Genomic DNA, 13,785 nt, shown 5'->3' on the forward strand with positions numbered 1-13,785 from the left:
TTTACTTGCTGATAGATTTGAGGATTTCCGTGATTTCCTCTATAGTAGCTTCTTCGAGTAAAATCCTGTTTCTAGTCTCAGGGTCAAGAATTACCACATCAAATTGCTTACCTGGATGGGATTTATGCCATTCTTGATACCATTTGCGAATTTGTTCAGCTAAAGCTGCAACACCACCCACAATGCCGACAATAGTAGCAATGGCGGCGAGAGTTCCCTCTCTTTGCGTCGGAACTTCATAGCTTCCCGATATTCCAGGGATTTCTAGCAATGCTTCAGCTGCTGTTGGTGCGTCTTCGCCTTCGATTCCGATTTGAATTTGTGCCATAAGGTTATCTAGGAATTTATACAGTATTTTTATCTCACGCAAAGGCGCAAAGCAGAAAGGATTTCTAAATTATTTATTTTGTGTTGTACCAATTGTCTAAAATAAGGCAACAGACGTAGCGAATTATCTTTAGAAAACCTCCGCCTACCTTTGCGTTGAAAAAAAGTTAGGATTTGAAACAGTATTAGCAATGTAGGAGCATCATTATCAATTACTTTAAGTCTTTTTTTAGCAGGTGAACAATATGGTTCAGACTCCAGTTAAAAAACTAACTTTTGAAGAGTTTCTAGAGCAATACCCTGATGGTGGCATTTACGAACTGATCAACGGAGAGATTGTACCAGTGGAGCAAACTAGAGCGCATAAGAATGTGGTAAGGTTTTTAATGCTTGTCTTCAATGATGAAATTAGACGCTTGGGACTTGAATATATTGCTGACAAAGATGTGATTGTTAGGACGTTTACTGATATTGGGGAAGAACGAGGTAGAAATCCAGATGTGGGTGTAGTTAATGCATCACAGTGGAACAGCAATGTTCTAGCCTACGGGGCGCTGATTGAGCCGATTCAACTTGCTGTAGAAGTCACGTCAACAAACTGGGATGATGATTATGTTGACAAGCTAGATGAATATCAGCGACTTGGTATCTCTGAATATTGGATTGTAGATTATTTAGCGATCGCTAGTCGCGCTTATCTCGGTAATCCTAAACTCCCCACGATTTTCGTTTACCAATTGGTTGAGGATCAATACCAAGTTCAAAAGTTTACCGGGAATGACCGCATTCTCTCTACTACTTTCCCCGAACTAGCGTTAACTGTTAAACAAGTTGTAGCTGCAAGTCAAATCCAAAAACTATGAGAAGAAATGGTATGGACTCCCCTACACGCAAAAATCCATCGCACTATCCGATCGCGCCACTTATTTGAGCGCAACCGGCATCTATTAGTCGCTGTCTCCGGCGGACAGGATTCTCTGTGTTTAATAAAATTACTTTTAGATTTACAATCCAAATGGGGATGGCATTTAGGTATTGCTCACTGCGATCATCGCTGGCGCTCTGACTCCGAAGCTAATGCTGATCACGTCGAAAATTTAGCTAAAACTTGGGATACATCCTTTTATTTAGAAACAGCGAACGAACCTATAAATAGTGAAGCTGCTGCACGCGATTGGCGCTATCAAGCTTTAAGTGCGATCGCCAAAGCAAATAATTATCAATATATAGTTACAGGACACACGGCGAGCGATCGCGCCGAAACTCTCCTCTACAATTTAATTCGCGGTACTGGTGCTGATGGCTTACAAGCCCTAACTTGGCAACGCCCCCTAACTACAAGCATTATACTAGTGCGTCCACTATTAGAAATTACTCGTTCACAAACAGAGCAATTTTGTCAAGAATTTAAATTGCCAATTTGGGAAGATTCCACCAATCAAGATTTGCAATACGCCCGCAACCGTATTCGCCAAGAGTTGATACCATATTTGCGCGAAAATTTCAATCTCCAAGTAGAATCAGCCTTAGCCCAAACAGCAGAACTTCTCCAAGCAGAAGTAGAATATTTGGAAAAAGCCGCCCAGCAGTTACGGGAAGAGGCATTGGGCATGGGTGATGAAAAATTACCTTCTCCCCTACTCCCCACTCCCTACTCCCCACTCCTCTTACGCTTAAATCGTCGGGTATTGCAGAAAGCGCCATTGGCACTGCAACGTCGGGTGATGCGTCAAGTATTGCAGCAAATACTGACTGACGCACCTAGTTTTGAACACATCGAAAAATTAACGGCTTTAATTATAGCGCCCAACCGATCGCAAACTGATCCATTTCCTGGTGGTGCGATCGCTCAAGTAGAAGGTGATTGGATCTGTTTGAAATAGTTATTTAAAGTCTTTTTGTTATCAGGGACGATGCACATTATTAGTTTTAGAATTTTAAGAGAATATGCAGAAAGCCATGCAGATTGTCAGGAAACATTAAGCAATTGGTATAAGATTGCTACTAAAGCGAAATGGTCAAATTTAGTAGAAGTACAGCAAATTTTTATTAAAGCTGAAACTGTTGGTAACTTTACAGTATTCAATATTAAAGGAAATAAATATCGCTTGATTGTTAGTATAGATTATGAAGGACAGTTAATTTATATTAAGTATATTCTCACACATGCGGAATATGATAAGGAGAACTGGAAAGATGACCCTTACTTTTAATTCAGATAAATACAAGGAATTATTAACAGCTTATCTTCCCAAACTGATAAAAAGCGAACTTGAAAATGAGCAAGCTTTAAAGATAGTAGAAGATTTAATGCACCGGGAACGCACTCCAGAAGAAGACGAACTTTATCAGTTATTAATTACTTTAATTGAAAAGTTTGAACAGGAATATTATCAGCCAATCCAGCAGAATAATCCTGTATCTATATTGTTATTTATTTTAGATGAATCTGAGAAAAGTAGAGATGATTTAGTAGCAGTTTTAGGAACAGAAGATTTTGTTAATAATATTTTAAATGGACAAGAGAAGATAAATACAGAACAAGCGCGTAAGCTGGGAAATTTTTTTAATGTAGATTCTAGTTTATTTATGGAATAACTAAGCTTGTAGTTCGTAGTTGGGCTTTAGCCCGAAAAAAATAATAAGTTAGGGCTGAGGCTTGATCGCAAACCGATCCATTTCCTGGTGGTGCGATCGCTTAAGTAGAAGGCGACAGGATCTGCTTTAAATAGTTAGGAGTTAGAAATTCTCTTTAATTCATAACTCATCACTCCTAACTTTTAACTTGCTAAGACACTACTAATTGTGGCTGAGACATTAAACTTTGGAGAGTATGACGCAACTGAGCGATCGCTTGGACTTGATAATCACCAGTTTCCTGGAATTGTTCTAAAGATTCTCTAATTTCTTGTAGCTTCTGGCGTAATCCATCTAAAGAATCTTGAATTGGTTGTAGTGCTTCTTGATAAAGATTCACTCGACCACAGCATTCAGCAGTTGTTCTTCTTAGGGATAGCAAATTTTCCTCCATTGCTTTGAGTTCTTGGCGCTTTTCATCCAAATCGTGAGTTTGATTGTCAATCATTCCCTGATTTAGCTCAATACCAGAACGAATCTGATCAATTTCACGTTCCAGCTTTTGCACTTCCTGTGAACATTCTTGTCGCTGGGTTTCAAGTTGTAACAGAATCGGTTCTAAATTAACTTTATTACCCTCTTCTTCATCAACAACAGTATGTCCTTGTCGCCGTAGCAATACAGCTTGGTGTTGCTTGAGAAACTTTTGATGCTGTAACATATTTCGGCGTTGCCCCACCAAACTGGAGTTCAGCATCTGATACATGTCTTTTTCATCTGTTAATTCCAGTTCCAAATTGATATGGTCATGGTCAGATGCTTGGTTCAATTTATTTTGCAGTTCTTTTATAGCTTCTTCTTTATATTTCAATTCTTGTTCTTGATCGTGAACAAAGCTAGCGTCTATTTCTAACTTATACTGCAAATCTTGGACTATCTTTTGCAGTTCTTCTAAAGGCATTTTCTCTAAAGCTTCCACATTAGCTTGCTGGCCGAGAACTACACTACCAGAAGTTGCAGCTAAAGAGTGAATCTGTTGATATAACTCTTCGGCGTTTCGTAGCTGCTCTTTGATTATCCGAGCATACTCTTGCTTGCTGCTAAGGTCTGCTGTATTTATTTGCAATTGGGCTGTTTGCTGGACTAGAGAATTTTGTGCTTGTTGCAATGCATTTTGGCGATCGCTAAAGGTTTGTGACAAACGCTCCACTTCTTCTTGCTGTTGTGCGATCGCAGTTTTTTGCTCCTCCAATTTTTGCCAGTGCGGGGTAAGAGTCGCTTGCTGCTTTTCGACCAATTCAAAGGCTAGATGGAGGTGTTCTCTGACTGTTTCTGTGGGAGCAACACGATTAGATAAGCGATCGAGTAATTCACTCATTACTCGACTTTGCTCCTCATCTAAAACCGTCCCCTGCTGGAAATCCGCAAGACGTTCCTCCAAGCGGCGCTGCTCACCCCGCAAATGCTCCCAAGCGCCTTCCAATTCTAGGCGGTTGCGTTCAACTTCTGTTTGTAACCGTTCAATTTCCTGGCGGGATGTGTCAACTTCCTGTTTTTGCTGCTCCAGTTGTTGCAACTCATCCTCCATATTGTGCAACTGTTCAGAGCGTACTTCCATGTCCATTTCACGGCGATTCAACTCTTGCGCCTGAAACGTCAGCGATTGCTTCCACTGATCAATTTCATCTTCCTTGAGCTTAAATTTCTCCAATTGGCGGGAAAAATTCTGCAAAATGTTGACCAGTGGCCGCCCTGCTTCTTGAATCCGTTGTACTTGACGATTTGGATTCAGTTCAACCAGTACCAAAGCACCATCATTTAATTTGCTTGCCTCCTCGGCGGCGATCACTTCTTCTGACACAGGATTCCAATTCTGGTCAGTTCGCTGACAAGCTAGTAGTTTCAGTTCAGTTTTGCCACTGCCACTGAGTAAGCCACCCTTCTGTTTTTGTACTTCTGCTAAATACAGCACACCGTTAGTCCTTTATTGATGCACTTAAAGTTTATGTTTTGGGATATACCTTAAATAATTCTGTTAACTTGTCTCACTGAACCGAAGTTTAGGAGAACAAGACAGACAAAACTATAGACGCGAGATATTACGTCTTGATATTTATAAAAGTGAGTCAATCGCGCCTTTATATTTTGTACTGATGACAGTCATGATGACTTCCGTGTTAACACTAGCTTTGCCAAAGTGTATTACGAAAGATTAAACTTTATAGCTGAATCTATAGCAGTTCTCCTTTGGATGCAAAAGATCCTAGCCAATTTAAGCCCAAACCCATTTAAAAATAATATTAACGGCATTACAAGGAGTATTTTTTAGATAAATGCAGGGAAATTTAAATGAAATTGATATTTGCAGTATCCTGCAATTGATTGAGTTGGGACAACGAACTGGGCAACTATGGGTCAGAGCTACTAGCTCTCACCATAACAACAAACTGGGCAAAGAGGGAGCAAGCATTTATCGCCTCAAACAACAGTCTTGGTTCGTCTTTTTTCTCAATGGTCAAATTATCTATTGCCAAGAAGGTGAGAGTAGTTTATCCAGAATTAGCGATTATTTACGTCATTATCGAGTCGAGATGCGACTTACCGACAAACAAATTGCCTCCTTACCATCAACCGACGCGCCAGAGTATGCCTATCTGTGGGCGCTCTTGGAGCGGAATATTATCAATCCCAAAATCGCTGGTAGTATCATTCACGGCTTGGTACATGAAACTCTCTTTGACCTGCTGAGTTTACACCAAGGAAACTTCATTTTCCATCAGGGTGCGGCACTAGCCCCGCAATTAAACACTTTCGAGATTGCTCCATTTGTTACAAAAATTACCAAGCAGGTACAAGAGTGGAAGGAACTGTATCCACATATTCAGTCTCCAGAACAATTGCCAGTGCTGTCTGACAAAGTTCACCTACAATCATCGCTACCAGAAGCAACTGTAAGTAAACTACAACATTGGGCTGATGGTAAAACATCCTTGCGTCAACTGGCTCGCTATCTTAATCGAGACATTTTGACAGTCGCTAAGGCAATATATCCTTATGTGCAACAGAGTTGGCTACAACTAGTATATTCAGACACGACTAAAATAGATACCCACACTGTTGACGCGGAATTGAAGGGAAAACACAGGGGGCGGATAGTATGTATTGACGATGCGATCGCCATCGGTGAGACTATAAATTCCATCTTACAAGCACAAGGTTATGAAGCGATCGCTCTCACCAATCCTTTAGAGGCACTGAGTCTGGTTTTTAAACTCAAACCGGACTTAATTTTATGCGACATTGCCATGTCGGAATTGGAGGGGTACGAGGTTTGCGCCATGCTAAGACATTCAAGAGCATTTCGACTCACACCGATTATCATGCTCACTGGTAAAGATGGATTTATTGATCGAGTCAAAGCTAGTATGGTCGGGGCAACAGATTATTTAACAAAACCATTTACAGACACTGAGTTACTTATGCTCGTAGAGAAATATATCAACAACCAATGAAAATAAGGCATTGAGAATTGGGCAGAATAATTTTAGATTATAGATTCTGGATTTTGGATTGAACAATTCTAAAATCTAAAAAACGCTCAATGATTCGCTCGCTCTAAGCGTTCGCGTAGCGTCTCGTAGAGAAGGCTTTAAGCTACGGAGAGAGAAAATTGAGGGGGCATGGGTATATAAAGATATCGAAGATTTGTTGATCTACTAAAAGATCAGTTAAAAGATGTTATCACAGAGTCAGCTACTTAGTGAAAGGTCAATATACCGGAAAATAGTGAGAACATACAATTAATTTATACAGTTAATACTTGCGGGGGAATCAAAGAATGTTCCAAATAGGAACGTCTACATCAGGGGGTAAATAGACACTTATGAGTACAGTTCTGATTGTGGAAGACAGTATCGCGCAAAGGGAGATGATTACAGACCTCCTGAAAGCGACTGGACTAACAGTAACCCATGCCAGTGACGGATTAGAAGCATTGGAGGCAATTCAAGTAGCACCTCCCGATTTAGTAGTATTGGATATTGTCATGCCCCGAATGAACGGTTACGAAGTCTGTAGGCGCTTAAAATCCGATCCAAAAACCCAAAATGTCCCTGTGGTTATGTGTTCTTCTAAAGGCGAAGAATTTGATCGCTATTGGGGCATGAAACAGGGTGCAGACGCTTACATAGCTAAACCATTTCAACCAACCGAGTTGGTGGGAACAGTCAAACAACTGCTGCGAGGATAAGGACAAAAGCAATATGGTCAGCAAACCGGACTTTTTAAGTGGCAGTGGTCAAGATCATTTCCGACCAGAATTACAAGTAGAAAGTCCTGAAGGTGAGTTACATTTGAGGTTTTACATTCCCTCGCATCAGGAGTTTGCACTACAAGCAACTGGCATTCGGGAGGTAATTGAACTAAGTCCCGATAGAATCACCCCGATTCCTAATGCTTCTCCTTTACTTTTGGGTACTCTAAATTTACGAGGTCGAGTTATTTGGGTAGCTGATTTGGGTCAATTTCTTGGGGAAACAAGTGCATTAAACACGGATAGAGCTGAAATTTCGGTGATTGCCATTGAAGAGCAAGACACAATAGTGGGTTTAGCAGTAGAAGAAATTGGTGGCATGGACTGGTTGGATGTCCAGAATCTTATGCCACCAACTAGTGTTCCAGATACTATGGCTCCCTTTTTACGTGGAGAGTGGTTATTAGATACTAAAAACAAACAGTGTTTGCGACTACTCGATCAAATGGCAATTTTACGGAGTGCTAGGTGGGCAGGATGAAATTGGAGGAGGAAATGGCAGCAAGTATTGATAATTACGAGCCAACGTATCAACAGGCGATGACCGCCTATATTCAAAGGAATTATGAGGTTGCCGCCACTTTAGTTGACCAAGTGGTGCAAAATTTACCAAATGACCCCAATTCCCATTTGTTAAGGGGTCACATCTACTATGTTTTACAACAGTACGATGTTGCAAAAGAAGAATATCAAAAGGTATTAGGCTTGACTGACGATCAAGAAATTATTGGTTTTGCCAATAATGGAATTGAGAATATCAATCAATATTTACAGTCATTCAGTGGGGAAATTAATACATCAGATAGTCAAGAGCAAATCAATTCCCCAGAGATGTCTGATGCACTGGTAGATAGCGAACAAGAATTAGAAGATTTGGGCGCTAATGAGGATTTTGACAGTGATAACCTTGATTTGAACTTTTTTGGAGAGCATCAAGAAACTGTTAATAGCGTTATAGAAATATCATCAAAAAGTCCATTTGATATACCAACAGAAGATACTCTTGGAACAGGAAAAATATCAGATTCTTCTACAGCTTTTGGTGACGATCCTTTTGCCTTCAATGAAGAACTACAGGAACAAGAATTAAATAGCAGTAATTTTGAGGATAAAACAGAATTAGAGTTACCTGCTTTCTGGCAGGAAGATATATCAGAAGATAACTACGAAGAATCATTAGTAAATAGTCAGATTTCAGATAATCAGATAAATTCTGATGACAATAATTCAGCTATTGACAATAATAACTCTTCTTCTAATTCTAAAACTGGAAATAACGAGAATAATCTCCCTGATTTGTTGAGTGAACCAAAGTCTCCAGAGGTTAGTAATGGGGAGTATGAATATACAAAATCTAGTTTAGGAGACGAAACTTTATTTCTTGTTCAAGAAGAACTTCAAAATAGTTCGTCAACAAATAACAAGAGTCAATATGATCTGCCTGAAATCGAAGCACACAATGATTGGTTGAAGCCGAAAAAATTTGCAGAAGAAGCTTTTGTGCCTGATGCATCTGATGATTCTTCATCTTTTAGCAGCAATCTACCTGAAAAAAACAAACAGTTTAAATCAGGCGAAATCATCGGTAAAAATAGCTTTGATGACGATGATAATTTTGATATGGAAGCATTTGAGTCTGCCTTTGGCTCAGAGGGATTAAGCTCTTATGAAGACTCAAACAATATAATGAATGGAGAAAATTCTAAGAGCAATATAGAATTTTTAGATGACTTTGAGGAATTTGATGATTTAGGTAACATTCCAGGGTTTGATCTGCTCGAAGGAGATTCTAACTTCGGCGATCTAGCGATGAATTCTGCTTCATTAGAAACCAGTGGCAGTAAACGTTCTCCATCTGTAGAGGCTTCTGCGAGTAATGCAGCCAGCGATCGCGAAGAGGAACTATTCACAATGACTGGTTCCCATGAAGAAGTTCCAGTCTTTAGCCAAACAGATGTCTCAAAACTAGAACTCAATGTCAGCGTTGAGCAAGGATGGTTAGCACCATTAGAAAATGCCTCCATAGAAAGGAAGCAATGGTTAATTGCTGGAAGTGTGGGCATTGTCTCGGCGCTGGTTGTTGCCACAGTTAGCTTTGTTGCCACCACATTCTCGCCAGCCCAACAACGAGAATCAGTACGAAACACTGGTTGGGCAATGTCGCTTGCAGCCGGGATTGCAGGTTTTGCTACCGCAGGCGTCATGGGGAATCTTGCACTCAAACAAATTCGGCGCACAACTGATGATCTCCAAGCTCAGTTTGAGGCTGTACGTCAAGGAAACTTGAATGCTCAAGCCACAGTGTTTTCCGAAGATGAATTGGGCCATTTATCTACTGGCTTTAATGAAATGGCACGGGTAATTTTCACAACCACAAGTGAAGCCCAACGGAAAGCTGATGAACAAGAGGAAGCCAAAGAAAACCTGCAACGCCAGGTGATTCGCCTCTTGGATGATGTGGAAGGTGCTGCTAGAGGTGATTTAACAGTCCAAGCTGAAGTTACAGCCGACGTATTGGGAGCGGTAGCTGATGCTTTTAACCTGACAATTCAAAACCTGCGGGATATTGTGCAACAGGTAAAAGTGGCGGCGAAGGATGTGACAAAAGGTGCAACCAATTCCGAAACCTTTGCTAGAGCCTTATCTAGTGATGCTTTGCGCCAAGCAGAAGAGTTAGCGGTGACGCTAAATTCTGTACAGGTAATGACTGACTCGATTCAACGGGTAGCCGAGGCAGCGCGGGAAGCTGAAACGGTTGCGCGTGATGCTAGTACGATCGCTCTCAAAGGTGGAGAAGCAGTAGAAAATACCGTGGCGGGGATTTTGGAAATTCGAGAAACAGTTGCCGAAACCACTCGAAAAGTGAAACGGTTAGCGGAATCTTCTCAAGAAATTTCTAAAATTGTGGCGTTGATTTCCCAAATTGCTTCTAGAACAAACTTACTAGCACTCAATGCTAGTATTGAGGCAGCAAGGGCAGGAGAAGCTGGACGCGGGTTTGCAATTGTAGCAGACGAAGTGCGCCAGTTAGCAGACAAATCTGCTAAATCCTTGAAGGAAATTGAACAAATTGTGATGCAAATCCAAAGCGAAACAGGCTCTGTAATGACCGCGATGGAAGAAGGCACACAACAAGTAATTAAAGGTACAAAATTGGCAGAAGAAGCCAAGCGATCGCTCGAAAACATTATTCAAGTAGCGAATCGCATCGATATTCTTGTACGTTCGATTACCAGCGACACTGTGGAACAAACTGAAACTTCCCGCGCTGTCGCTCATGTAATGCAATCAGTAGAACTCACCGCCCAAGAAACTTCCCAGGAAGCACAGCGAGTTTCAGGTGCCCTACAACACTTAGTAGGTGTATCCCGTGACTTAATCGCCTCCGTTGAACGTTTCCGAGTGGAAACTACAGAAACCAGATAAATTGTCATTTGTCCTTTGTCCTTTCTTATTTGCTAATGACCAATGACTAATGACCAATGACCAATGACCAATGACTAATGACTAAAAAACTATGCTGCCGGAACAACAACAGCGGATTTTGGGTTACTTTATCGAAGAAGCCAGGGATCACCTGAATACTATTGAGCAGGGCTTGCTGAATTTAGAGGGTACCCTGAACGACCCGGAAATGATCAGTGAAGTCTTCCGGGCGGCTCACTCCATCAAAGGAGGAGCGGCGATGCTTGGATTGACTAGCATCCAGCATACCTCTCACCGTCTGGAAGATTGTTTTAAAGTTCTCAAAGATAATCCGGTTCAGATTGACCAAAAGTTAGAGTCTTTATTTCTCGGTGTATCTGATACCCTGAAATCACTGTTAGAGCATTTGAGCGGGCCTTATGGTCTTTCTGAAGATGCGGCTAATACTTTGATGTCAGAAACTGAGCCAGTCTTTCAATGGCTGTATCAGCATCTGGAACTACTTGTAGAACAAGCAAAAAGTGGATCAGATAGTACAAGCCAACTAAAGACAACCTCTGTAGAAAATGTCTCTACACTTACAGAAATTTTCCTGCGGCCAGATATTCTCAGTTTGGCAGAAGACACCCATCAGGAATCTCCAGAAATATTGTCGGTAGCGCCCCAAGAGGTGCGAAACGACGCTGCACTATCGCCAGTTACCGCCAAAGAAAATAATAATTGGGGCGAATTTCAAGCCCAGGTGTTGCAAAGACTGCGGGAAATGTTGCAATTGTTCAAGCAAACAACAACACCTTCAACTCGACAAAAACTTCAGGAATGCTGTTACCAGTTAGTCAGGCTTGGTGAAACTTGGAATTTGTCTAGGTGGTGTGGTTTGTGTCAAGCAGCAGCCAGTGCGATCGGCAATTCTGAAAATACTTATTTGACGTTAGCTAAAATTGTCATTACCGAAATCAAGCAAGCTCAAGAATTAGTCCTGCAAGGTAGAGAAGCTGAAATTACAATTAGTCAGCAACTAGAAGCACTTTTGAACTTTGCAGAAATTGAGTTGCTAGAAGTTACCACAGATTTGTTTAACGAACAGTCTGCGCCTTTGACAGAATCATCAACTGCGTCAGAGGTAATTTTATCTGGTAACACCGAGCCGTTAGTCATAACTAACCTAGCTCAGACAAGTGAAGAACTTAATCTAGAAGAAGATACGAGCGATAGCTACGCCAACGTCAAGGGCGATCGCGCTTATGTTCAACAAGGGACACAATTAAACGCTACTACTCACACTAGTCTTAGTTTTACCTCACATGACGAAGTACACCCAATCAGTAGCAATCTTGACCACAATGGCCCAGAAGTAGGAATAGCTGAGTTAAATACCCTTGCCGATTTATTTGACGGTAATACTCCCGAACTAGATGAAAGCTGGCATCAAGAAGAAATCTTAGATATTGCTGCTACCGATAATTTTGGGATTGATTTCAACAGCACAGACACTGAGGATGCTAATAGCGATTTATCCGATTTTCTCTCTTTTGATGAAGACACAAATAACGAGCAGCAGTCAACAACCACAGCCACGACAGAAGATTTATCCCTATTATTTGGTGAAAATTTCTTAGAAAAAGAGAATTCAGAATCGCAAAATCAACAAACATCTGCTACGACTTTAGAGTTAAGCGATATTAACGTACTTAATCTAAATTTAGATTCTTCTCAAGATTTACAAGAATTTATTCATACTAGTGATACAAACCTGCCTCCTGATGTCAACAACAACGATGTGGTTGAAGATGTATTGACATTGGCACTAGATGATGATATAGAACTATTACCTACAGGCGAAGTAACTCAACCAGAAACTGAGGCAAACGCCTCTGTAGAACTATCTACCAACGAACAAAACAATTTTGATAACTTATTCTTAGAAACTAGAAATGCAAATTGGGTAGAAGAAATTACCCCTAGTGACTACGTAGCATTACCCCAGGAAACAGGCTTGTCTCTAGATAGCCTATTTGCTGAAACGGAAGAACAGTCACTACTATCTACAAACAAACCAGAAATTAGTGATTTATTTGATACATCTGCTGTAACAGCACCAGAGTTTTCTGAATCAGAAAATGATCTGAGCAACTTTTGGAACCAAGAAAGTACAGAGGAACAGGATAAATTTGATCCCTTAATTGAGCAAAATGTGGAAAAGGCTTTAGAGGAGAGTTTGTTTGCGGCAACTAGTGACATTTTTGCCGACAGTCAGCAGCCAATCCCTTCTCCTATAGCCATTTTTGACATAGAAGAAGATTTTGATATCAATTTCCAGGAGCAAGAGCAATTAGATTTGATATTATCGTCAGATTCTGGAGATGATTTCTTTGATGAGTTAGAACCGAGTAACTCAACTATTTCCCCTGCAATCAACGATCGCCTACAGCCTTCCGCGCCTGAAACGCCTTTGTTGGCGCAGTATCCAGGGGAAGAAATTATTAAGCGATCGCAACAACCAGAAGCTTCAGATTTTGTTCCAGAATTTACTAATCAGCCACCAGAAATATCTGCTGTTGATCTGGAACTTGATTCATTCAACCCTTTCGATGAAAACCCGCAGTTGCTGTTTGAAGATGTCGCTACATCCACTTATATTCAGATGGAAACCACAGATAATACTGTGGATGAACTCTCGGCTATAGAAAATATCAGTTTTGAAGAAAGTTCAGATTTAGCATCACTTCCATCACAGCAAGATGATTTGTTCGGTTTCGATGAAAACCCGCAGTTGCTGTTTGAAGATGTCGCTACATCCACTTATATTCAGATGGAAACCACAGATAATACTGTGGATGAACTCTCGGCTATAGAAAATATCAGTTTTGAAGAAAGCTCAGATTTAGAATCACTTCCATCACAGCAAGATGATTTGTTCGGTTTCTATGAAAATCCGCAACTGCTGTTTGAGGATGTCGCTACATCCACCTATAAGATGGAAACCACAGATGATCTGGATATATCGACTATAGAAAATTCTCTAGATAACAGTTTTGGAGAAAGTTCAGATTTAGCATCACTTCCATCACAGCCAGATGATTTGTTCGGTTTCGATGAAAATCCGCAACCGCTGTTTGAGGATGTCGCTACATCCACCTATA

The 13,785-nt window shown here is 40.8% G+C and carries 11 protein-coding genes; 9 read left to right on the top strand and 2 right to left on the bottom strand.

The window, feature by feature from the left end; translation table 11 throughout:
• Position 1 precedes the first annotated feature (1 nt).
• Complete coding sequence (locus RMY00_RS14635) at positions 2–328, bottom strand: hypothetical protein (protein WP_322648224.1); 327 nt, start codon at positions 326–328, stop codon at positions 2–4.
• Between the two features lie 244 nt (positions 329–572).
• Here RMY00_RS14635 and RMY00_RS14640 point away from each other — a divergent pair, with 244 nt between their 5' ends.
• Genes RMY00_RS14640 through RMY00_RS14655 form a run of 4 tightly spaced genes read left to right on the top strand, consistent with a single transcriptional unit; the run spans position 573 to position 2,925 of the window.
• Positions 573–1,190: a Uma2 family endonuclease gene (locus RMY00_RS14640; protein ID WP_322648225.1), complete on the top strand. Its 618-nt coding sequence runs from the start codon at positions 573–575 to the stop codon at positions 1,188–1,190.
• Positions 1,191–1,196: 6 nt separating this feature from the next.
• A complete protein-coding gene (gene tilS / locus RMY00_RS14645; protein WP_322648226.1) occupies positions 1,197–2,210 on the top strand; it encodes a tRNA lysidine(34) synthetase TilS in 1,014 nt (337 codons plus the stop codon).
• Positions 2,211–2,240: 30 nt separating this feature from the next.
• Positions 2,241–2,540 carry a type II toxin-antitoxin system HigB family toxin gene (locus tag RMY00_RS14650; protein WP_322648227.1) on the top strand — a complete coding sequence of 100 codons (300 nt, stop codon included), beginning with the start codon at positions 2,241–2,243 and terminating at the stop codon, positions 2,538–2,540.
• Positions 2,524–2,925 (top strand): hypothetical protein, encoded by a 402-nt coding sequence (locus RMY00_RS14655; RefSeq protein ID WP_322648228.1) that lies wholly within the window; start codon positions 2,524–2,526, stop codon positions 2,923–2,925. Before RMY00_RS14650 ends, RMY00_RS14655 begins: the two co-directional genes overlap by 17 nt.
• A gap of 190 nt (positions 2,926–3,115) precedes the next feature.
• On the opposite strand, the gene hmpF is transcribed toward RMY00_RS14655, so the two are convergent.
• Positions 3,116–4,876: a pilus motility taxis protein HmpF gene (hmpF, locus tag RMY00_RS14660; RefSeq protein ID WP_322648229.1), complete on the bottom strand. Its 1,761-nt coding sequence runs from the start codon at positions 4,874–4,876 to the stop codon at positions 3,116–3,118.
• Between the two features lie 361 nt (positions 4,877–5,237).
• Here hmpF and RMY00_RS14665 point away from each other — a divergent pair, with 361 nt between their 5' ends.
• The 5 genes from RMY00_RS14665 to RMY00_RS14685 all read left to right on the top strand — a co-directional run.
• Entirely contained in the window at positions 5,238–6,416 is a 1,179-nt protein-coding gene (locus RMY00_RS14665; RefSeq protein ID WP_322648230.1) for a response regulator, read from the top strand.
• A 371-nt stretch (positions 6,417–6,787) separates the two neighbouring features.
• Complete coding sequence (locus tag RMY00_RS14670) at positions 6,788–7,153, top strand: response regulator transcription factor (protein WP_012412195.1); 366 nt, start codon at positions 6,788–6,790, stop codon at positions 7,151–7,153.
• Positions 7,154–7,166: 13 nt separating this feature from the next.
• Positions 7,167–7,697, top strand: a complete 531-nt coding sequence (locus RMY00_RS14675; RefSeq protein WP_109007276.1) for a chemotaxis protein CheW — start codon at positions 7,167–7,169, stop codon at positions 7,695–7,697.
• A 14-nt stretch (positions 7,698–7,711) separates the two neighbouring features.
• Positions 7,712–10,642 carry a methyl-accepting chemotaxis protein gene (locus RMY00_RS14680; RefSeq protein WP_322648231.1) on the top strand — a complete coding sequence of 977 codons (2,931 nt, stop codon included), beginning with the start codon at positions 7,712–7,714 and terminating at the stop codon, positions 10,640–10,642.
• Positions 10,643–10,733: 91 nt separating this feature from the next.
• Positions 10,734–13,785: Hpt domain-containing protein (locus RMY00_RS14685; protein ID WP_322648232.1), on the top strand; the 3,052-nt coding region annotated here is incomplete at its 3' end.

Source organism: Nostoc sp. ChiVER01, assembly GCF_034531155.1.
Lineage (GTDB): Bacteria > Cyanobacteriota > Cyanobacteriia > Cyanobacteriales > Nostocaceae > Nostoc.